The sequence below is a fragment of the Marinilactibacillus kalidii genome (assembly GCF_017599325.1).
Lineage (GTDB): Bacteria > Bacillota > Bacilli > Lactobacillales > Carnobacteriaceae_A > Marinilactibacillus > Marinilactibacillus kalidii.
This window is the reverse complement of sequence record NZ_JAGFVM010000014.1, coordinates 1-20,974: the sequence shown is the minus strand read 5'-3', so window position 1 is coordinate 20,974 and position 20,974 is coordinate 1. Positions and strand designations below refer to the sequence as shown.

The following is a 20,974-nucleotide window of genomic DNA, read 5'->3' as shown; positions in this document are numbered from 1 at the left end:
ACATCCTAATAAAATACCCGAAAGCCATTCAATAGATAGCTTTCGGGTATTTTTATTGTATGGAAAGATTGGAACGAACCAATGAATATATCAAAGCGGATCAATATTCAGCCGACTATCAACTAAAGCCATCACCTCATCAATGCTGATTGGTTTGTAATCAATCAAATCCACGCCGACATTGACAGCACGAGGTCCTAGAATAGAATCAAAGTGTGCTGTCCGTGTATTGTGAACATGACCGTATAAATGAATAGCACTTCTAAAATAACCATCCCATTCCAGAATAGGGTAGTGGAAGAGGACAAATTTCTTCTTATAATATTTGAGTGTATGATAATCTTTGATCCATTCAAAGTGACTAGCATCAAAATCTTTATCTTTTAAATAACTTTCATGATTTCCTTTGACTAAATATTTTTTCCCGCGAAGTTGACTTAAAATTGTATTCGCTTGTTCACCAGTTCCTCGAGATAGGAAGTCACCGATAATATAGACTTCATCTTTTGGCGACTGAACCACACTGTTCCAATTCTCGATCAACTGTTGGTTCATATCCGCTACATCCTGATAAGGACGATCTCCAAAGGTTATGGCGTTTTTATGGTGGAAATGGGTATCTGCAATAAAGTAAATCATTTAATAAATCCTCACTTTTAAAATTTATGCTAGCAGTAATAAAGCGTGCTTTTTGAAGTAGTGCAATTGAAGACAAAGCCGCGAAATAATCATTTGATTATTGACTAGAGAACGATTGCTATAACTACGAAAAACGATTAAAAAAGGTTAGCCATAGATTTATCTTAGACTCTTTGAAGTGGCCAAGCAACTTAAGCGATCATCAAACATGCTTAGCTGTGTTTTATTACAGTTAATTTTAAATTTAAGCGGTAAAATACTTTTAAGATGATAAATAAAAAGGGGATTGTTACGATGAAATCAATGAGGCATAAGCACAATAAAAGATTGATGATCAGCCTAAGTATTTCAATGATTAGTATCATCACTGGTTGGTTACTATGGGATATACTCGTACCCATTCAAGACTACAATACATCAACTGAAGAACAGTTGAGACAAGCGCAAAGAGATGCCGCGATAAATCCAGATCTGGGTAGATTTCTGTTAATCATTGGATTTATTCTTTTAGGCGTTACGTTCATAGAATACATATATCGGTATGTCCAATTGCATAGAAACAAATAAAATTAAGCTAACCACTTTTCACGATTTGATAGCACTCAAAATAGCGCCCTGTATCTTAAAGGAGACAAAGCTATGTTATACTTACCTAAAATCGATCAATAAGGAGTAACAGAATGAAAGTAGTCATTATAGGTGCTTCGTTTGCAGGGATAGCCGCTGCTTTAGAAGTACGGAAAAAGCATCCTCAGGCAACGATAATCCTGCTGGAAAAACAAACGACACTAGGATATATTCCTAATGGTCTACATTTGTACTGGGACAATAAAATTAAAGACTTGAATGAAGCACGCTTTGTGACAACAGCGCAATTAGACAATGAGCAAATTCACTATCATTTAGGGGTTACAGTAAAAAAACTAAACACGAAACAAAAACTTGTTCATTATCAGGCTGCTGAGAATGAAGACATCATGTCTTACGATAAGCTGATCATCGCAGCGGGCTCAAGACAGTTATCTGAAAAAATTACCGGTAGCCATCACGAAAGTGTCCTGAAATATAAGCGATACCACGAAGCGCAAGCTGCTTTGGAAAAAGTAGCTGATAGTCAGCACATTACGATTATTGGGGGTGGACAGGTTGGGATAGAAGCCGCTGATCTTTTAAGACGCCAAGAAAAACAGGTAACATTGATTGAAAGTATGGACTACGTATTGTTCAAATATCTGGACCAAGAACTGATACTACCATTGGAAGAAGCAATGCTCAAAGCGGGTGTCACCTTAAAATTACGGCAGACAGTTTCTTCTATCGAAACAGAGTCAGAACAGTCCGTTACAGTCCACCTTGGCAATGAATCGGTCATAACTGATGCCGTCATATTAGGCGTGAACGTTAGACCGCATCTGACATTCTTAGATGAACAAATCAAACTGCACATGGATCAGACGATCAAAGTGGATCAGTACCTGCGCACATCAGCAGAAGATGTCTTCGCAGTAGGAGACTGTATTCAATTGATGTTCGAGCCTGGAGAAGAGCGGGAATATGTTCCGCTGATTAATAATGCTGTCAGAACGGGCATCGTCGCGGCTGCTAACTTGTTAAAACCAAGTATAGCCTTTAAAGGATCGCTAAGAACGATCGGTACGCATGTGTTTGGTCATTACATTGCGAGTACAGGAATGACTGAGGCGGAAAGCTTATTTACCAACCGAGCAGTCAAAACAGTGCTTCAGAAGATAAAAGTAAATAGTTTACCGAATGCCGAAACAGTTACGATCAAATGGGTATATGAAGCAGAAAGTAAGCTATTGCTTGGTGCCCAGATGATTTCTAAAGCGAATATTCTAGAAAAAATCAATACATTAGCGTTAGCGATTCAAACGAAACAAACACTGGAAGAGTTGAAACAAAAAGACTACTTCTTCCAACCAGCCTACTCACAAATGTTGTCTACGACAAACCCGGTTTCGTGGATGGGGGAAAGGGTTGAAGAAGATGAAAACTGAACACTTTCTTGAAAAAAATGAGATTAGAGAAGTGACGATTTTTAAGCAACTCGTGTTAAACGATGGCACCTTAACATATGGAGAAATGCTGGATTATCTAAATGTATCAAAAGCGTCTTTGGAGAATGACCTAGACTCGATCACATCAAGATTACCTATCTTTGAAGGCCAAATCCGACTTGACTACGATGGGCAACAAATAAGCCTATATATGAGTGATCGTGTTTCGCTACAACAAATTTATCGACTCTATTTGAGCCAATCTGTCAAAATCGATATCATCAATTTCTTGTTCAAGCATCAAGAATTTTCGATCGTTCAATTGACACAAGAGCTAGCCATCAGTGATTCTTCTTTGTTTCGCAAAATCAAAGAGCTAAATACCTATTTAAAAGAGTTTAATATTAAAATTCGAAATGGCCAGTTACATGGTGAAGAGTTACAGATTCGCTACTTTTATTTTCAATTCTACTATTATATAGAAGATAACCTGACTTTGATCAGACAGCGCTCTGATAAGCAAATTACCCAAGCCGTTCAATCTGTGGAAAATTTTCTGCAAGTAAAGATTGCACCGGAGAACAGAACAAGACTGAACATCTGGTTATTGATCAGTAAATCGCGCATAGCCAATAAAGATAAAAAGTATAAGCAACTTCGTGAACAAATGGCACCTTATTTGAAGGATCCCCTTTACCATAAGATTCAAGTAATGGTTCTACGGTACTTTAGTCGTTATTCCGTTGAAGTGGATGAGGAAGAGGCGATGCTACATTTTGCATTCTTACTCGCTTTCCCCATTTTGACCGAGAATGACTTTCATGAATACACATTGATTCGCGACCGCCATGCACCAATCGCTTCGCTAGATACTTATATAGTCGAAACAATCATTATTCATTATAAATTCCGTAAATTACCGTATATGCTAGAGCGTGAACTGTATTATCATTTGACGCATATCCATACCCGGTTGTATTTCTTCCAAGGTGATATTGAGATCTATGAATACGAAGAAATGCTGGCAAAAGAAAAACAAGTAATTGGAAAGAACGTCGTTTCTTTCGCACATGTCTTACTAAAAACCAGTTCGGATAAATTTATGCGTGCAAATATAGAAGGCAATAGTCTGCTTAAAATGGAACTTTTAAAATATATTAGCTTGTTAGCTATTATTTCATTTGAAATGACGACTGAAATCAGAATTGGTATCGACTTGAAAATGGATGACCTTTATAAACAGACTTTAAGTCAGTTATTGATTCTTAAAATGAGACCCATCAATGGCATACAGGTTGAACGGTTCAAACCAAACAAAGTGTACGACCTTGTACTAACAAATGAAAAACCAAAAGAGCATACAACCTACAAAGAGGCTAGGGTCTATATCCTATCTGAGATCTTATCGTCTTTTGATATGCGGAATATTCAAGCCATTATCCAAGAATTAAGCACATAAAAGCTGCATAATGCCCCCCTCTCATCAAGTCGTTAATTGCCTATAAAAGCAAGTTGAAAATAGTCCGATAATTTGATAAAGTTTGGACTGTTAAATTGACTGGTACGAGGAGGGCTAGTATGGGAAAGAAAGAAGCATTAAAAGAGATAGCCGTTATTGTCGTTACTTATTTAGTGACGGTTATCATAGAACGGACGATGTTTGATTCACGCTTTATACCAAATGATACGGTCATGATGGACTTTATTTCTTGGCTAATCGTATTCGCTATCGTCTATACGATACTAAGGCTGGGTCTTTATTTTCTAACTAGGAAAAAGTAGACCCTCAATTGAAATCATTTAAAGAAATTTTCTGGAACAAGCTCAGTGTCAAGCTGACGCTTGTTCTTTTTTTGAATAAAAAATTGATTTAGATAGAAATGGTAGAAATACAGAAAAGTGATTTTTCCTCTAAAAACCTCTTTATGAAGAAAACCTTTTCAATGAAAGCTTGGATTTAAATCGTAAACGTTATCTTTGTTGATTTAAAAGCTTTTAAAAGTTTGCGAAGAAAAATAATTCAAAGAAAAAAACTCTCAAAAAATTTAAAAATTTTGAAAAAGCTGACATTTTTATTCTTAAAAAAACGGTTACAATAAACGAGTAAAGAAATCGGTTGCATAAAACAGGAGGAAAATTAATTATGACAAAGCAAAAATATATCATGGCCATTGACCAAGGAACAACAAGTTCAAGAGCGATTATCTATGACAAACAGTTAAACACGATCGGTAGCTCACAAAAAGAGTTCACACAAATCTTCCCACACAGTGGTTGGGTAGAACACAACCCAAATGAAATTTGGAACTCTGTACAGTCTGTTATCGCAGGTGCCTTTATCGAATCAGGCGTTAAACCAGAAGAAATCGCTGGTATCGGTATCACGAACCAACGTGAAACAACAATCGTATGGGACAAGAAAACGGGCTTACCAATCTATAACGCAGTTGTATGGCAATCTCGCCAATCAGCACCAATCGCAACAGAATTGCAAGAAGCAGGACATGCGGATATGATCCACGAAAAAACAGGGTTGATCATTGATTCTTACTTCTCAGCTACAAAAATTCGCTGGATCTTGGATAACGTAGAAGGTGCACAAGAGCGTGCTGAAAAAGGAGAATTACTTTTCGGAACCGTTGATACTTGGTTAGTATGGAAGCTAACAGGTGGAGAATCGTTCGTAACAGACTACTCAAATGCAAGTCGTACGATGCTTTATAACATCCACAAACTAGAATGGGACCAAGAAATCTTAGATTTACTGAACATCCCAAGTGTCATGATGCCAGAAGTTAAATCAAACTCAGAAGTATACGGTAAAACAGCTAATTACCACTTCTATGGCACAAGTACACCAATCTCTGGTATGGCAGGAGACCAACAAGCAGCCCTATTCGGTCAAATGGCATTCGAACCAGGAATGGTTAAAAACACATATGGTACTGGTTCATTTATCGTGATGAATACAGGAGAAAAACCACAATTATCAGAAAACAATTTATTAACAACAATCGGTTACGGCATTAACGGAAAAATTTATTACGCTTTAGAAGGTAGTATCTTTGTAGCTGGTTCATCTATCCAATGGCTACGTGACGGTCTGAAAATGATCGAAAACTCTGCGGACTCGCAAGCACTAGCTGAAGCGGCAGGTAATGAAAATGAAGTCTTCGTTGTTCCAGCATTTACGGGACTTGGCGCACCATATTGGGACTCAGATGCACGTGGGTCAGTATTTGGATTGACGCGTGGTACAACAAAAGAAGATTTTGTTAAAGCAACCCTACAATCAATCGCTTATCAAGCACGTGACGTTATTGACACAATGAACAAAGATGCTGGTATCGACATTCCATTACTAAAAGTAGATGGTGGTGCAGCAAACAACGACTGGTTACTACAATTCCAAGCAGATATCTTAGGGACTAAAGTACAACGTGCACACAACTTAGAAACAACTGCACTAGGTGCAGCATATCTAGCTGGTTTAGCCGTTGGATTCTGGGAAAGCATGGACGAAATCAAAGAAATGTACGAAGAAGGTGGCACTTTTGAGCCACAAATGGCCGACGACGAACGCGAAAAATTATACAAAAATTGGAAATTAGCGGTTAAAGCAACACAAGTGTTCAAGCCCGAAGCATAATAGGAGGAAAAGTTTATGGTTTTCTCAATAGAACGAAGAAAACAAGACATTCAAGCATTAAAAGAAGAAACATTAGACGTACTCATTATTGGTGGCGGGATCACAGGAGCTGGGTCTGCATTGCAGGCCAGCGCTTCTGGTCTTAAAACCGGATTAGTCGAAATGCAAGATTTTGCAGAAGGCACGTCTTCTCGTTCGACCAAACTCGTTCACGGTGGTTTACGTTACTTGAAAAACTTCGATGTTGAAGTGGTAGCCGATACCGTACAAGAACGGGCTGTCGTACAAGGCATTGCACCGCATATTCCTAAAGCTGATCCAATGATCTTACCGATATATGATGAACCAGGTTCGACGTTCTCAATGTTCTCATTAAAAATCGCGATGGATCTTTATGATCGTCTAGCGAGTGTTACAGGAACAAAATATGCCAACTACACTTTGACAAAAGAAGAAGTGTTAGAACGTGAACCACAACTAAAAAGCGAAGGCTTACTCGGCGCAGGCGTCTACTTGGATTACCGTAACAACGATGCGCGTTTAGTGATTGAAAATATCAAACGTGCCGCTGAAGATGGTGGTCACATGGTCAGCCGAATGAAAGTCGTGAACATTTTGCACGATGAAAACGGCAAAGCTAATGGCGCAACAGTAGAAGATTTATTGACGGGTGAAACATTCGATATCAAAGCACGTATCGTGATGAATACAACTGGCCCTTGGTCAGATACGATTCGTCAAATGGATGACAAGCTGGATACCGCACCACAAATGCGTCCAACAAAAGGGGTTCACTTAGTCGTTGATAACAAAAAATTGAATGTCCCTCAACCAACGTATTTCGATACTGGAAAACAAGACGGTCGAATGGTCTTCGTTATTCCACGTGAAGAAAAAACTTATTTTGGAACAACGGATACTGACTACAAAGGCGACTTTTCAAATCCACAAGTCGAGCAAGAAGATGTGGATTACTTGTTGGAAATCGTTAATGGTCGCTATCCTTCAGCAAATATTACGATCAATGATATCGAATCAAGCTGGGCAGGTTTACGTCCACTGATTGCGACAAATGGTGGATCTGACTATAACGGACGTAGCAATCAAACGATCAAAGATGAAAGTTTCGATGCTGTGATGTCTATCGTTGAACAATACCAAAAAGGTGAAGTAGAACGATATGAAGTAGCAGACGTATTGAAAAATATTGAAAGCAGCAACTCAGAAACAGAAACAAGTCCATCTACTCTTTCACGAGGCAGTTCTCTAGAGATCGATGAAGATGGATTGATCACAGTAGCCGGCGGTAAAATCACGGACTACCGTAAAATGGCATTGGGTGCTGTCAAAGCAGTAATCGAAATCTTAGAAAGAGATTTTGATACATCGTACCAATTGATCGATTCAGAAAAATATACGGTTTCTGGTGGCGATATGGATCCTCAAAAAGTCGATGATATTACGGAAGCATTAGCGCAACAAGGTGTTGAAAAAGGCTTGAACGAATCTGAAGCATTGTACTTGTCTCATTTATATGGCTCAAACACACCACATGTGTATGCTTTACTAGATGAAGTAGAACAAATCGACGGATTAACAATGGCCGATACGCTTAGCCTACATTATGCGATGCGCGAAGAGATGGCATTGACACCAAGTGACTTCTTGATTCGTCGTACAAATCACATGCTGTTTATGCGTGACACGTTAGACAGTACCATTGAACCAGTGATTTCAGAAATGGCTCGCTATCATGAATGGTCAGATGAAGTGAAAACGCAATACAGAAAAGAATTGGCATTAGCAATCGCTGAATCTGATCTAAAAACATTAAAAGGAGAATGATCTAAATGACTGGTGATACATTAACGATATTCAGTGAATTTTTAGGAACGATGATGTTGATTTTACTAGGGGACGGCGTTGTTGCGGCTGTTAGTTTAAAAGACAGTAAAGCAGAAGGCGCTGGTTGGGTTGCCGTAACCATGGGTTGGGGCGCTGCCGTAGCGATGGCAGTATACATCTCAGGTTTCATGGGACCCGCTCACTTGAACCCTGCTGTAACGATTGGTATGGCTATTATTGGTGAAATCAGCTGGGGAATGGTCTTACCATTCGCTATTGCTCAAGTAGCAGGCGCTATCGTAGGTGCTGCACTTGTATGGTTAACTTACCTTCCACACTTTAAAGCAACAAAAGATCAAGGTAGCATCCTTGGAACATTCGCAACAGGTCCGGCTATCCGTGATAACGTCAGTAACGTTATTTCAGAAGCAATCGGAACGTTTGTATTAGTATTTGGTATTATGGCATTTGGACAAAACAGCTTCACTGATGGCTTGAACCCATTAGTTGTTGGTGTATTGATTCTTTCTATCGGTCTATCACTTGGTGGATCTACAGGATACGCAATCAACCCAGCACGTGACTTGGGACCAAGAATTGCCCACCAAATCTTACCAATTGCAAACAAAGGCGACTCTCAATGGGGTTACGCTTGGATTCCAGTTGTCGCACCACTAATCGGTGCAGCATTAGCAGCATTCCTTTACATGGCGATTGTATAAATAAATCATTAATAAATAAAACCTCGAAACTTAGCTACTGCTAAATTTCGAGGTTTTTTGATTGTTTTAAATGATACAATATCTATTAGTTATAAAAAAAAGGAGTGTTATTTTGAAAAATATAGAATTAACTAAAGTGATTTCTGATGAACAACAGTGGGATGGAGAACTAATAGAATTTGATCCCGATTCATCTCCTGAAGCATGGTCATTTTTCAAAAAAATCTATACTGAAGATCAATTACCGTTCATTTCAGAATTTGATACAGAAAAGCTTAAATTAACAAAGAATAATGAAGCCAGACGCCTAGCTATTGGATTAAAGCCTGGGAGTTATTTAGCAGAAGAAGGTAAATTTTGGCCAAAATTTCGAATAGCTGGAGACTGTGATTTTAATTTTGATGAAAAGAAGGTTGAACAATTTGAATCGATACTAAAAAATAGCGAGAATATCAAGCTTTTAAGCGATTGTGCTGAGATGCATCATACCGTATTAAATTTTTCATTTATGCCCATTACTGGACGTATGAATAATTTGAAAGGCAGTCTACATGCTTTTGGAAAAAAAGAAATACATATATTGCCCGGTAAATCTTACGATAGATTAGATACTTTTATTGCAGCATTAAAAAATTATTATTGTAAAGAATCTAAAGAATCTAAAGAATCTAAAGACTGTATAAAAGACGATATTGTCTTAAAATTTGCAGGAAAAAACGAAGAACCTTTGGTTAGTTACTTAGATAAATTTAACAATGTTTATGAGTATTGTTCCAGAATTTATTTTATAAAAGATACAGAATTTGTGGATAAGTTGATAGAAAGTGGAAATCAACCGTTGTCTTCTGAGGAGAACATAAAAGAATATATGGATAATGCGATGAGTTATTGGAGAATAAGAAAAAAAGTGTTTGAAGAAAGATTATCTAATCGCCAAAATTAATGTACTTAAATCAGATCACATGTATGGAAAAAAGCCAAACTCGTCAGGAGCTTGGCTTTTTCTATGGTTAATCTAATCACTTAGGTTCTATTTTAAACAACGTTTCGACAGGTTCATCAAAGATTTTTGCTATATCGAGTGCTAATTCTAAAGAGGGATTGTATTTATTTTTTTCTAAATGACCGATCGTCTCTCGTCTCACACCAACTAGATTAGCTAATTCAGACTGTGTCATTCCTTTACTTTCTCTATATTCTTTTAAAGAAGATGTTATTCTCCCCATAGGTTAATCACCCTTAATTTCTAATGTTCTAAAAGTGGTCGCATGAATAATGAAAATAATAGCCAAGATAAAGGAGATAATACCAGAAGAAAAAATAAGATGAATATCGACAAGTAAAAGAATGATACCACTTAATAATAATAGGAATAAAAGTATAAGGATGGTCACACTGCTAGCTTTAAATAAATTATTTAATCCTCTTTCATCTAATTTATCTGTCTTTTTTAAGTATGTATTTATCCAAATGCCTACCAGGATAAGCAACATACCACCGACAAATATGTATTTCACGAATGCTGGATCAGTTGGTGGTGTGATTAAAAAGATACCAATGCTATAGAAAATCATGCCACTCAAATATTCTAATAAATAAATTCTTGCTGTTAAGTTCATAAAAAACACCCCTTTTCTTATGTGATATATTTCTAACATGTTATAAATATATCACATAGCATGGAAGAGTCAATCGTTTTTATTGAATTTATGAAAATAGGTCGATTTCTTGTCAAAAAAATGATTAATCAGTATACTGAGGGTAAATCATAAGGAGTGGATTAGATGTCAAATTACGAAATGCCAGAAGTATGGGAATGGGAATCAGACGAAAAAAGCCAGTCAGGTAATCAACCGACAGCAGGTAGTCGTTTCGATCAGACCTTACCAGTAGGCGATCAACCGCTACAAGTTTACTCATTAGGTACACCAAACGGCGTTAAAGTCGCCATCATACTAGAAGAGTTAAAAGAAGCGGGTGTGGATGCCGGTTATGACTTATACAAAATTGATATTTCAAAAGGTGACCAATTTGGTAGCGACTTTGTCGATATCAACCCGAATTCAAAAATCCCAGCAATGATGGATCACTCACAAGATGAACCTGTTCGTGTGTTTGAATCTGTGTCAATTTTATTATACCTAGCTGAAAAATTCGGTAAATTTATGCCGAAAGCATTAGCTGAGCGCACGGAATTAATGAACTGGTTATTCTGGCAAACAGGTGCAGCACCTTTCTTAGGTGGGGGATTTGGTCATTTCTACAACTACGCACCAACCGCACAAGAGTATCCAATCAACCGTTACACGATGGAAGCTAAACGCCAGCTAGACCTTTTAGACAAACACCTAGCAGACAATGAATATATTAACGGCGACACCTATACAATCGCAGACATGGCAATCTGGCCATGGTATGGTCGTCTCGTTCAAGGAGAACTATACGGAAAAGCAGATAAATTCTTGAAAGCTGACGAGTATACAAACCTAAAAGCATGGGCAGACAGAATCGCTGAAAGACCAGCTGTTAAACGTGCTTTAGAAGTAGAATATAAAAGCATTGAAAAATAGCTATACGAGAGATTAAATAAGAGACAAGCGCACTCCATCATGAGTGTGATCGTCTCTTATTTTTATGGAATCTATAAAACGGCTAGTACAAAATTGCTTTTACTAGAGTAGGAACAGTATGTTACAATTTAATATGAAATAGGACTATCAGGACTGCGCTAATGAGACTAAAGGAGTACTACTAGATGAATATTTTTGGTAAATTAAAAGAGCCAATCTTCCTTAAAGAAGACAGTAACATGCAAGAACAATTAGATCGATTAAAAGAATTAGAATCCTCTTTAACTATTGAAGGGACTAAAGTATTAAAACAAGATATCAAAAATCTTGAGTATGGAATGATAGGTGAAAATAGTATTGAATATGAATTGAAAAATAGTCATCTGCCCATGTACGTACTGCATGATATCTATTTAGAAGATGGAGACTTAAGCGCACAAATCGATTATATTGTTTTTACAAAAAAATTGATATTTGTGATTGAAAGTAAGAACCTTTATGGTGATATAGAAATAAATCAAGCTGGGGATTTTATTCGCACAACAGCGTTTAAAGGACGGAAAAAGAAGGAAGGTATTTATTCACCAATCACACAGAATCAAAGACATATCGACTTAATGAAAAAATTAAGAGTACACAGTAAAGGGAATTTTTTAACGAAATTACTTTCACAAAGAAATTTTGAAGAAATGACTAAATCTGTTGTTGTGTTATCAAATCCTAAAACCGTATTGAATGCACGCTTTGCGAAGAAAGAAGTAAAGGAAAAAGTTATACGTGCTGATCAATTAGTTAAATACATAAATGATGCGCAAAAGCAGTCTAATCGAAAGTCTTTTTCTGATAAAGAGATGTTAGAATGGGCCAATATGTACCTAAACCTACATAAAGAAGCGGTAAAAGATTACACTAAGAAGTACGAAACTTACAAAGTAGATAAAAATAGTAGAAGCTCTAAAACTCTAGAAAAAGCGGCTCAGCTTAATACAAATAAAAAATCAACTAGGCGAGAGAAGCCTTTAGAAAAAGTAGAAAAGGTAGAGAAAGTAGATATTTACCAGGCACTAAAATCCTATCGGTTAAATAAGAGTCGGGAAGATAACATTAAAGCATATTATATTTTTAGCAATAAGCAGTTGACAGCTTTGGCTGAAAAACTGCCTAAAACAAAAGATGAATTGCTTTCTATAGAAGGATTTGGAGAAGCTAAAGTCACTAAATATGGATTGGATATTATCAGAATCATACGAAAGTATTAGTTTAATTTTGCAGAGCAAAGCACGTAAGATGATTTTGAATAATATAAAAAATCCTCGTATTGTTTAGTGATGTGTTGCCGGTAGTAATGAGAGTCTGTTTATAATGAGCTAGCATAATTATTAGTACAAATAAAAAGTTAGTAAGCTTCACACTGAGAAGAAAGATGATTAGTGTGAAGCCTTTTTATAGTACATTTTAAATTTGAGAGCATATAATTTTCATAATATAAAAATATTAGATATGACCTTTAATAAATATGAAAATAGCTCACCTCATCAATATGTAAAAAGTTTTTGACATTATAAACTGCTTTTGTTATTCTGGGAATGTAAAAAGTATTTGACATATAAGGGGAGATTACTGTGCGTAAAAAAGATGAAATGGAACAGAGGATTGCAAATAAAGCTGTGAAAATAACATGGTTTGTTACTACGATGGCTTTATTTATAATAGGTGGTATTCAATATTTTATGAATAATGGGGAATCGAACCTCTATCTATTGATTGCAATACTTTCAACGGTTCTACTTATATCACTTGAACAGTATTACTTAAGTAAGATGAATGAAGATAAAAATTTCAAAAAATACATCATTGCTACCTTAGTATTATCTGTTGTATTACTTGTTGTAGGTTGGTTTTTGAGCCAATGAAAAATCAAATTAAAGTCTTACGTAAAGCAAAGAAGATGTCTCAACAAGAATTGGCCAATCATTGCAATGTTACCAGACAGACTATTAATGCAATTGAAAATGAAAAATATGATCCAACCTTACAGCTCGCTTTTGATTTAGCGAAAAATTTGAATGCGACAGTTGATACGCTATTTGTTCCGGAAGATGTTAATCTATAAAGTAGACTTTCTAAAGTTTACTCATAAGAATAAAAATAGTGCTATCTAATCTAATTATCCTGTGCAATTTATTGTAAAAAAGTAACAGTTCATTGTTCGCTATTTGAATCCGTTTTAACGACCTATTGGTATAGGTCATTGTTCGTGTTTTGGAATGAACTTGTTTATTGAAAAAGCTTTATGTACGTGTTTTATCTTTATTGTACAAATGAGATTGTTTTTCTGATGATTGGCTTTTCTTTTATTTTAGAAAGAAAATAGTAAAAAAATGAATTTATGGTACATAAAAACGAACAATCATGATACACTAGTGAAAATCATTACGTAACGGATCAAAAGAAATAAGGGGTCCGCAAAATTTGAATTAGAGGTGCAGTCATCGTGAGTGAGTCAATTACGCAACAAGTAGAAAAAATGGCCGTTTTAGATTTCGGGAGTCAGTACAACCAATTAATCACACGTCGTATTAGAGAGTTTGGTGTTTTCTCAGAACTATTGCCCCATACTGTTACAGCTCAAGAATTGAAAGAATCAAATGTTAAAGGGATTATTTTCTCTGGGGGACCGATGAGTGTCTATGATGAAAAAGCCTTTTCTATTGATCCAGAGATCTTTGAACTGGGTATTCCAATATTGGGCATTTGTTACGGCATGCAATTGATGGCGCACAAACTTGGTGGGAAAGTTGAAAAAGCGGATAACCGAGAGTACGGAAAAGCAACTTTAGAAATCAAAAACCGTTCAGCAGAACTCTTTACAACCCTTGAACAAGAAGAGACGGTTTGGATGAGTCATGGAGATTATGTAACAGGCTTACCTGAAGGTTTTGAAGTGACCGCTGTGAATCCACATTGTCCAATCGCCGCAATCGAAAACAAAGAAAAGAACTTTCATGCTGTTCAATTCCATCCAGAAGTACGTCACACAGAACATGGAAATGAAATCCTACGTAACTTCGCATTTAACGTTTGTAGCTTTGAAGGCGACTGGGATATGGGTCAGTTTATCGATCTTGAAGTAGATAAGATTCGTGAACAAGTTGGCGACCGTAAAGTGTTGTTGGGCTTATCTGGTGGGGTAGACTCGAGTGTTACGGGTGTCTTGCTGAATAAAGCGATCGGTGATCAGTTGGTCTGTATTTTTGTGGATCATGGCTTACTGCGTAAAGATGAAGGCGATCAAGTCATGAGTAGTCTTGAAGGTAAATTTGGTTTGAATATTATTCGTGTGGATGCGAAAGAGCAGTTTATGAGTAAACTTGCGGGCGTCAGCGATCCTGAACAGAAACGTAAGATCATCGGTAATGAGTTTATTGAGGTCTTTAACGATGAAGCGACGAAGCTGAAAGGTATCGACTTCTTAGCTCAAGGAACGCTTTATACGGACGTGATCGAGAGTGGAACAGCTACTGCGCAAACGATCAAATCTCACCATAACGTTGGTGGATTGCCGGAAGATATGCAGTTTGAATTGATTGAGCCAATGAACACGTTATTCAAGGATGAAGTACGTGCGCTTGGAGAAGAGTTAGGCATGCCATCAAGCTTAGTATGGCGCCAACCATTCCCTGGACCAGGACTCGCGATTCGAGTGCTTGGCGAAGTGACGGAAGAAAAACTAGAAGTCGTTCGTGAAAGTGACGCGATCTTGCGTGAAGAAATCGCCAATGCAGGACTTGACCGCGATGTATGGCAATATTTCACAGTCTTACCAGGTTTCAAATCAGTAGGTGTTATGGGAGACGGTAGAACGTATGACTATACGATCGGCATCCGTGCTGTGACTTCTATTGATGGCATGACATCAGACTGGGCAAGAATTCCATTTGATGTATTAGAGAAAATCTCTACACGCGTTGTAAATGAAGTCGATCATATTAACCGTGTAGTGTATGATATTACGAGCAAGCCACCTGCTACTATTGAGTGGGAATAAATGGTCTAAAGAAAAAAACCTCTAATATGCTCATGAAAAAAATCCTACCATTCATTGTCAGTGGTAGGATTTTAAAGTTTGAATAGAAAGTTCGTTAGAACTATTTTCTATCGAAATAATATGATATATTTAATTTAGAATAGAAGTGTTCTACTGTGAGGTCATAAATTGAATAATTATTCAGAAATTAATAAAGTATTTACGAGGAATTCGCTAAGGAAACTCATTGATGTTGGAACATCGGTTTCATACGAGAACTGTATTGAAAAGTTTATAGAACCAACTAGTTCTCTTAAAAATAATGACATAATAAAAATCCTTTACGATATTTTGAAAAAAAAATATCGAAATGAATACTACTACAAAAATACCTTGTTTAATAAATTACTTATAGGTAAACATAGTCTAAATACAGCTTCAGCTATATCGGAATTACCAATTTACAAGTCTAAAGCAGACTTTATTTTGGTAAACGATAAATCCGAAGTTTTTGAAATAAAGACCGAATTAGATACATTAGATAGACTTCCTTTGCAAATTGAAGATTATTATAAAGTTTTTCCTTTAGTATCGGTATTAACGTCTGAAACTAATTATTATAAAATTTATAAGCTCTTTAAAGGAAGTAATATTGGAATAAAAGTTTTAACGCATAGAAATACGATTAGTACGAAAAAAGAGCCTGTGCTTAACTTTAATCAACTAGATTCCGTAGCTATGTTCAAAGTTCTTAGAAAAAAAGAGTACGAGCATCTTATAATTGCTAAATTTGGTAGTTTACCACAGGTTAATCAATTTGATTATTACAAAGAATGTTTGAATTTAATTGTTTCTATTCCTGTAAGAGAGTTACAAGTTGAAATTAACAATATTTTGAGAAATAGGGTAACAACAAATATTAAGCTTTTCAATTCTGTTGTACCAATTGAGTTGAAAAGCTTAACTTATTTTTCTAATTTTTCTGAAGATGACCTGAAAAAATTGAATAATTTTTTAAAAAATGAATGGAGGTAAGTAAATGTATTTTCCATATTTAAGAGGCAAGCAATTTGAGTTGTTGGCCTTGAAAGAATTAGTCGTTAGTAATAAATTAAGTAATAAGGTAATTCCCGTAATAGAGCCACTAAAACCTTCTTCAACATTAATTAATACTTTAAAAGCTTTTGATAATGAAGAGCTTCAAGTAGCTGTTATTCCCAATCCTTCTGTAGGTAGCTTTCAATTAGAGTATCAAAAGGACGACAAAGAAGGCTTCCGAGAACAGTATGAAGTACTATTAAATCAACCATCAGTTTTATTAGCTATTAACTTAGATAATTTTGATAATTTAAACATAGAACTAGTAGAAGATTATCCGAACAAGTTAGTTAGCGTGTGTTTGAATGCTGATAGTATTCCTTTACATGTTAAATTTATAGGCGAAAAAGCTAAATTTAACTTAATAAAGGATGGTAAAGAGTTTAGTAGAGAGATTTCTCACAATAAAGTAATGTTAGAAGATAAATTTAATTCTCAAAAAAGAAATGCTGATTACTGTAGAATTCCAGATGAACTTTTCTCTTCTGACCATATTTTTTATAAAACTGAAGGATATTTGGGTTTCTCCGATTATTCAGTTGTGGGATCTGATTATACTGAAGGAGGATTTGCACCTTACGCAATAGCGATTCACATAGTTTACTTTGACGAAAATAAAAAACTTAGAATAAAGCATTTTACTTCAGATTCAAACGATGATTATGATGATCCAGCGGGGAAATTTCAAGAAGCAATATCGAAATTAGCAAATTGTAGCGAACTTGAAAAAGTACAAACAGATGGATTAAATGAACTTCGTGAATGTTACCAAAGTAAAAGATATCCTGGATTAGGTTCTGTTAAAAAAATGGCAATTAAACACCATTTGGAACTTATGAGTACATTTCTCATAGAAGAGGATCATTAATTATGATTTGTTGTGATAGATGTTTCAATGATATTGAAATAAAAAGTATAATACGTGGGTTAGATGTTCGTCAAGAAGACTGTCCTTTATGCAAAAATAATGATGTCTATATCTACGATACTGAATTGAATTCTGAATTGAAAAATCCTTTTTCTGAATTTTTATCAATTTACTCCTCTTATGATGAGATAAAGAAAGTAGCTCCTTTGTTTCATGAATTCAGCTCCTTAAAAGAAGAATTGGTAGATACGTGGAATATATTTAATTTAGATAAAGAAAAAATTATAAATGTAGTAAGAGAGATTTGTCCAGAATTTTATAATGAAAATAGTGATTTATTTTTTAAATCTGTCGCAGTAAGAGAGTATACCCAACGTTCATATATTGAGGACCATTCAATTCTCAAGTGCAATGATTGGGAAGAGTTTGTGACTGAAATTACAACTAATATAAGATTTAACATAGACTTGTTTAACAAAAAAATATTTGAAGATTTTTTAACAGCTTTTGAACGGAGTTTAGACCATAATAATACACCTAGTTACTATCGAGGTCGTATAGTTGAAAAATTATCTTATAAAGAAAACGAAATGGGAGCCCCTCCAAAAGAAAAAGCGGGTAACGGAAGAGCAAATCCTAAAGGTATACCTTGTTTGTACTTAGCGGATAGTAAAGAAACGTCAGCTAAAGAAATTAGAGCAGGACTCCATGACAAAATGACTATTGGAGTATTCTCGCTAAAAAGAGATATTAAAATTATAGATTTAGTAAACATTGATAAAGTAAGCCCGTTTTCTATAGATAATATAAAAGCGCATTACGTTAATAAAAAACATTTGAAAAGAATAAGCGCTGAACTTTCTAAAACGTTAAGAAATAATAGTAGTGATATAGAATACTTACCTACACAGTATGTTGCAGATTTTATTAAAAGTAGAGGTTATGATGGAATTAAGTTTAAAAGTACCCTACATCCTAGCGGGTTTAATTTAGCTATATTTGATGTAAAAGCTTTTGAATGCGAAAATGTTGATTCTTATAAAATTGATAGTTTGTCTGTTACTTTCGAAGCATTTTAAAGTCTAGCTATTAGTAATATCGTAATTGCTAAGTGACTCTACTACTCTAATAGATATTTACAGATAATGAACCATATTTTTTATTTTATAATATGTGGTTCATTACTGAAGTGTATGGATTTCCGGTTTTGGACGCTTCTGTTATTTTGAGGGTTAATACTTCTTGTAAACTTATCCTATTCTCTAAAATATAAACTAATTCTTGTCCATTCATGAAAAGAATTTTAGCTTCTTTATTTGAGTAATCATTGATAACTTCTTCTCTAAACCCATTAATTGCCAAAAAAAGACCTCTAGTGGAATTTAACTTTGTATCAACTTTTTGCTTCAATGAAGCAATTTTCGCAGAATCTACAAACCCACCTTCCCATTTCGCTTCAACTAAATAGTCAAATCCTTCAAATCTGAAATGACCGTCCATTTGTTGAGTGTTTTTAGTATTGCGAAAAGAATTATGATAAGGTATATCATTAATTTTAAAAAGTTTGGAGATTATTTCTTCTAATTCAAATCCTCTTTGTTGAACGTTTTGATTAGAAAACTGAGAAAAATACTTTTCCTTAAGCTCGTTCAGAGCTATAGATTTACTTTGTAATTTTTTTATCTTAAGTTCTTTTTGAGATTGATAATAAGAGTTATTAGTTTCAGGATTTTTATCGATAATGTCATTTTGAATTATAAGCTTTTTTAATTTTTTTAGAGCAGATATTCCATCGTTTCTACTAGTAGCTTCGTCTGGAACATCTCTCATTCTAAAGAACTCAGAAGCAATTTTACGGATAATTAGTTTACCCTTTTCATTTTGATTCAATTCATCTAATACACTTTTTGCCCAAATATACTTTGGTTTATCTTTCCACCTGATTATGAGAGGCTCTGGTACACCGCAAGTTCTCATAAAAGAAGCAACAGTACTTTTATAATAAAAACATTGTCCAAAACATTTAATGATTTGTTGTTGAATTTCAAATGGTATATTCTCCATAATAATATCCCTCGATTATTTATTTTATCCCATTATAACAGTTGTTAAAACGAATTCTATAATAGACTCTAAGATTTTGTTACGAAAAATATTCTCTTAATTAAGAGTTCTTTTTATTTGGTAAATAATTAGCCTTTCAAAATTAAAGTTGTAGTGATTTATGTGCATATATTTTAATTGAAAGCATAAATATTTAATTTGCTGGATTTTATAATGAAGTTAGCCACTTAGGCTAACCCACAAAAAAAACGCCATGTGAATTTCATGTTATATTGAAGTTACCGCTAACTCTCAATAGACAGGATGAATTCACATGACGCACTCTAACGATAACATATCAGCACGTAAGGGAAAACACTTATCTCATTCAGAACGTTCTCAAATTGCTATTTTAAAGACTCAGAAGTACTCCAATCGTCAAATTGCAAAGGCATTAGGATGTGCCCCGCAAACCATTAATAGCGAAATCTGTCGTGGAACCATTACGCAACTTAATCGGCAAAAACAAAACGGTAAAGTTTACGACTACTATACAACTCTCTACGATCCCGATGCCGGACAAGCAGCTTACGATAAACTACGGTTGAACTGTGGCCGTCGGCCAAAATGGGCTGATACGGATGCCTTTATTGAGTGGGCAGATGATAAATTGTTACAGGAAAAGTGGTCTCCAGATGTAGTCATTGGATTTGCGAAGACACATGACTTGTTTGACTCATCTATTATTCCCTGTACAACGACGCTCTATGGATGGATTGACAAAGGCATTATGAGAACAAAGAATATGGATCTACTCGAAAAACTATCGCGTAAACCAAAAGATACTACTTATAGAAGCCGAAGAAACAAGCGAATGCTAGGCCAATCTATTGAACAAAGACCCGCAGAAATTGATAACCGGCAGACCTTTGGTCACTGGGAAGTTGATACAGTTGTTGGAAACAAAACAAAAACCGATTCGGTTTTATTGACGTTAGTTGAACGTCAAACACGCTTTGAAATCATCCTTAAACTCAATGGTAAAGATATAGAATCTGTCAATCAGGCAATCAGTCAATTACGATATCGAGCCGGTGATACGTTCTCTAAAGTATTTAAGACCATCACTTCTGATAATGGATCTGAATTTGCCGGTCTTCATGAGGCACTTCACGAGACACTTGATGTGTACTTCAGTCATCCTTATGCTTCGTGGGAAAGAGGAACAAGCGAGAACCAGCATAAATTTATTCGCCGATTTATTCCAAAAGGAAAAGCTATCAATCAATTTAGTGAAACACAATACTTGAGAATCCAGCAATGGATGAATGACTATCCTCGGAAAATACTTGGATATAAAACACCACATGACTGTTTTGCCAATGCTCTGCGCTCTTTGTCCCAAGCAACCTGAGCACGTTAGTGCTTATCAAATAACAAGTGACGTCTTCCAATAACAAATTAAACAATCAGTTGCGGCTATCTTTTTAAACTA

General features: G+C 35.5%; 21 protein-coding genes. 17 read left to right on the top strand and 4 right to left on the bottom strand.

Features of this window, described 5'->3' with window-relative positions:
- Window positions 1-90: 90 nt before the first annotated feature.
- Window positions 91-639 carry a metallophosphoesterase gene (locus J5J05_RS02840; protein WP_208559161.1) on the bottom strand — a complete coding sequence of 183 codons (549 nt, stop codon included), beginning with the start codon at window positions 637-639 and terminating at the stop codon, window positions 91-93.
- A gap of 294 nt (window positions 640-933) precedes the next feature.
- Here J5J05_RS02840 and J5J05_RS02835 point away from each other — a divergent pair, with 294 nt between their 5' ends.
- The 8 genes from J5J05_RS02835 (at window position 934) to J5J05_RS02800 (ending at window position 9,816) form a co-directional block, all read left to right on the top strand.
- On the top strand, window positions 934-1,206 hold the full coding sequence (locus J5J05_RS02835; protein ID WP_208559160.1) for a hypothetical protein: 273 nt from the start codon (window positions 934-936) through the stop codon (window positions 1,204-1,206).
- Between the two features lie 113 nt (window positions 1,207-1,319).
- On the top strand, window positions 1,320-2,657 hold the full coding sequence (locus tag J5J05_RS02830; protein WP_208559159.1) for an FAD-dependent oxidoreductase: 1,338 nt from the start codon (window positions 1,320-1,322) through the stop codon (window positions 2,655-2,657).
- Entirely contained in the window at window positions 2,647-4,116 is a 1,470-nt protein-coding gene (locus tag J5J05_RS02825) for an AcpB/EbpR/MafR family transcriptional regulator (RefSeq protein ID WP_208559265.1), read from the top strand. Before J5J05_RS02830 ends, J5J05_RS02825 begins: the two co-directional genes overlap by 11 nt.
- Before the next feature lie 119 nt (window positions 4,117-4,235).
- Window positions 4,236-4,439, top strand: coding sequence for a hypothetical protein (locus tag J5J05_RS02820; RefSeq protein ID WP_208559158.1), 204 nt, complete (start codon window positions 4,236-4,238; stop codon window positions 4,437-4,439).
- 361 nt (window positions 4,440-4,800) lie between these two features.
- Window positions 4,801-6,306, top strand: coding sequence for a glycerol kinase GlpK (gene glpK / locus J5J05_RS02815; RefSeq protein ID WP_208559157.1), 1,506 nt, complete (start codon window positions 4,801-4,803; stop codon window positions 6,304-6,306).
- A 15-nt stretch (window positions 6,307-6,321) separates the two neighbouring features.
- The gene (gene glpO, locus J5J05_RS02810) at window positions 6,322-8,151 is read left to right on the top strand and encodes a type 1 glycerol-3-phosphate oxidase (protein WP_208559156.1); all 1,830 of its coding nucleotides are present in this window, start codon (window positions 6,322-6,324) and stop codon (window positions 8,149-8,151) included.
- 5 nt (window positions 8,152-8,156) lie between these two features.
- Entirely contained in the window at window positions 8,157-8,873 is a 717-nt protein-coding gene (locus tag J5J05_RS02805; RefSeq protein WP_208559155.1) for an MIP/aquaporin family protein, read from the top strand.
- Between the two features lie 112 nt (window positions 8,874-8,985).
- Window positions 8,986-9,816: a hypothetical protein gene (locus tag J5J05_RS02800; protein ID WP_208559154.1), complete on the top strand. Its 831-nt coding sequence runs from the start codon at window positions 8,986-8,988 to the stop codon at window positions 9,814-9,816.
- A gap of 76 nt (window positions 9,817-9,892) precedes the next feature.
- Here J5J05_RS02800 and J5J05_RS02795 read toward each other — a convergent pair whose 3' ends face one another.
- Together J5J05_RS02795 and J5J05_RS02790 are read right to left on the bottom strand one after the other, a co-directional pair.
- Entirely contained in the window at window positions 9,893-10,099 is a 207-nt protein-coding gene (locus tag J5J05_RS02795) for a helix-turn-helix transcriptional regulator (RefSeq protein WP_208559153.1), read from the bottom strand.
- A 3-nt stretch (window positions 10,100-10,102) separates the two neighbouring features.
- The gene (locus tag J5J05_RS02790; RefSeq protein WP_208559152.1) at window positions 10,103-10,492 is read right to left on the bottom strand and encodes a hypothetical protein; all 390 of its coding nucleotides are present in this window, start codon (window positions 10,490-10,492) and stop codon (window positions 10,103-10,105) included.
- A gap of 165 nt (window positions 10,493-10,657) precedes the next feature.
- Here J5J05_RS02790 and yghU point away from each other — a divergent pair, with 165 nt between their 5' ends.
- From yghU to J5J05_RS02750, 8 genes are all read left to right on the top strand, one after another.
- Window positions 10,658-11,443, top strand: a complete 786-nt coding sequence (yghU, locus tag J5J05_RS02785; RefSeq protein WP_208559151.1) for a glutathione-dependent disulfide-bond oxidoreductase — start codon at window positions 10,658-10,660, stop codon at window positions 11,441-11,443.
- Between the two features lie 185 nt (window positions 11,444-11,628).
- Window positions 11,629-12,702, top strand: coding sequence for an HRDC domain-containing protein (locus J5J05_RS02780; protein WP_208559150.1), 1,074 nt, complete (start codon window positions 11,629-11,631; stop codon window positions 12,700-12,702).
- Between the two features lie 363 nt (window positions 12,703-13,065).
- On the top strand, window positions 13,066-13,356 hold the full coding sequence (locus J5J05_RS02775; RefSeq protein WP_208559149.1) for a DUF6442 family protein: 291 nt from the start codon (window positions 13,066-13,068) through the stop codon (window positions 13,354-13,356).
- On the top strand, window positions 13,353-13,556 hold the full coding sequence (locus J5J05_RS02770; RefSeq protein WP_208559148.1) for a helix-turn-helix transcriptional regulator: 204 nt from the start codon (window positions 13,353-13,355) through the stop codon (window positions 13,554-13,556). The genes J5J05_RS02775 and J5J05_RS02770 overlap by 4 nt, the downstream gene beginning before the upstream one ends.
- Window positions 13,557-13,970: 414 nt before the next feature.
- Window positions 13,971-15,491: a glutamine-hydrolyzing GMP synthase gene (gene guaA / locus J5J05_RS02765; protein WP_244244592.1), complete on the top strand. Its 1,521-nt coding sequence runs from the start codon at window positions 13,971-13,973 to the stop codon at window positions 15,489-15,491.
- A 168-nt stretch (window positions 15,492-15,659) separates the two neighbouring features.
- Window positions 15,660-16,505 carry a sce7726 family protein gene (locus J5J05_RS02760; protein WP_208559147.1) on the top strand — a complete coding sequence of 282 codons (846 nt, stop codon included), beginning with the start codon at window positions 15,660-15,662 and terminating at the stop codon, window positions 16,503-16,505.
- Between the two features lie 4 nt (window positions 16,506-16,509).
- The gene (locus tag J5J05_RS02755; RefSeq protein ID WP_208559146.1) at window positions 16,510-17,436 is read left to right on the top strand and encodes a sce7725 family protein; all 927 of its coding nucleotides are present in this window, start codon (window positions 16,510-16,512) and stop codon (window positions 17,434-17,436) included.
- A gap of 2 nt (window positions 17,437-17,438) precedes the next feature.
- Window positions 17,439-18,515 (top strand): RES family NAD+ phosphorylase, encoded by a 1,077-nt coding sequence (locus J5J05_RS02750; protein ID WP_208559145.1) that lies wholly within the window; start codon window positions 17,439-17,441, stop codon window positions 18,513-18,515.
- 85 nt (window positions 18,516-18,600) lie between these two features.
- Here J5J05_RS02750 and J5J05_RS02745 read toward each other — a convergent pair whose 3' ends face one another.
- A complete protein-coding gene (locus tag J5J05_RS02745; RefSeq protein ID WP_208559144.1) occupies window positions 18,601-19,500 on the bottom strand; it encodes a restriction endonuclease in 900 nt (299 codons plus the stop codon).
- Window positions 19,501-19,813: 313 nt separating this feature from the next.
- Here J5J05_RS02745 and J5J05_RS02740 point away from each other — a divergent pair, with 313 nt between their 5' ends.
- Window positions 19,814-20,893, top strand: a complete 1,080-nt coding sequence (locus J5J05_RS02740) for an IS30 family transposase (protein WP_208559143.1) — start codon at window positions 19,814-19,816, stop codon at window positions 20,891-20,893.
- The last annotated feature ends 81 nt before the right edge of the window (window positions 20,894-20,974 follow it).

Excerpts from the sequence above, each read along its gene's own strand:
- J5J05_RS02840 (WP_208559161.1), bottom strand. The coding sequence starts at position 639 with ATGATTTACTTTATTGCAGATACCCATTTCCACCATAAAAACGCCATA.
- J5J05_RS02835 (WP_208559160.1), top strand. The coding sequence starts at position 934 with ATGAAATCAATGAGGCATAAGCACAATAAAAGATTGATGATCAGCCTA.
- J5J05_RS02830 (WP_208559159.1), top strand. The coding sequence starts at position 1,320 with ATGAAAGTAGTCATTATAGGTGCTTCGTTTGCAGGGATAGCCGCTGCT.
- J5J05_RS02825 (WP_208559265.1), top strand. The coding sequence starts at position 2,647 with ATGAAAACTGAACACTTTCTTGAAAAAAATGAGATTAGAGAAGTGACG.
- J5J05_RS02820 (WP_208559158.1), top strand. The coding sequence starts at position 4,236 with ATGGGAAAGAAAGAAGCATTAAAAGAGATAGCCGTTATTGTCGTTACT.
- glpK (WP_208559157.1), top strand. The coding sequence starts at position 4,801 with ATGACAAAGCAAAAATATATCATGGCCATTGACCAAGGAACAACAAGT.
- glpO (WP_208559156.1), top strand. The coding sequence starts at position 6,322 with ATGGTTTTCTCAATAGAACGAAGAAAACAAGACATTCAAGCATTAAAA.
- J5J05_RS02805 (WP_208559155.1), top strand. The coding sequence starts at position 8,157 with ATGACTGGTGATACATTAACGATATTCAGTGAATTTTTAGGAACGATG.
- J5J05_RS02795 (WP_208559153.1), bottom strand. The coding sequence starts at position 10,099 with ATGGGGAGAATAACATCTTCTTTAAAAGAATATAGAGAAAGTAAAGGA.
- J5J05_RS02790 (WP_208559152.1), bottom strand. The coding sequence starts at position 10,492 with ATGAACTTAACAGCAAGAATTTATTTATTAGAATATTTGAGTGGCATG.
- yghU (WP_208559151.1), top strand. The coding sequence starts at position 10,658 with ATGTCAAATTACGAAATGCCAGAAGTATGGGAATGGGAATCAGACGAA.
- J5J05_RS02780 (WP_208559150.1), top strand. The coding sequence starts at position 11,629 with ATGAATATTTTTGGTAAATTAAAAGAGCCAATCTTCCTTAAAGAAGAC.
- J5J05_RS02770 (WP_208559148.1), top strand. The coding sequence starts at position 13,353 with ATGAAAAATCAAATTAAAGTCTTACGTAAAGCAAAGAAGATGTCTCAA.
- guaA (WP_244244592.1), top strand. The coding sequence starts at position 13,971 with ATGGCCGTTTTAGATTTCGGGAGTCAGTACAACCAATTAATCACACGT.
- J5J05_RS02755 (WP_208559146.1), top strand. The coding sequence starts at position 16,510 with ATGTATTTTCCATATTTAAGAGGCAAGCAATTTGAGTTGTTGGCCTTG.
- J5J05_RS02750 (WP_208559145.1), top strand. The coding sequence starts at position 17,439 with ATGATTTGTTGTGATAGATGTTTCAATGATATTGAAATAAAAAGTATA.
- J5J05_RS02745 (WP_208559144.1), bottom strand. The coding sequence starts at position 19,500 with ATGGAGAATATACCATTTGAAATTCAACAACAAATCATTAAATGTTTT.
- J5J05_RS02740 (WP_208559143.1), top strand. The coding sequence starts at position 19,814 with ATGACGCACTCTAACGATAACATATCAGCACGTAAGGGAAAACACTTA.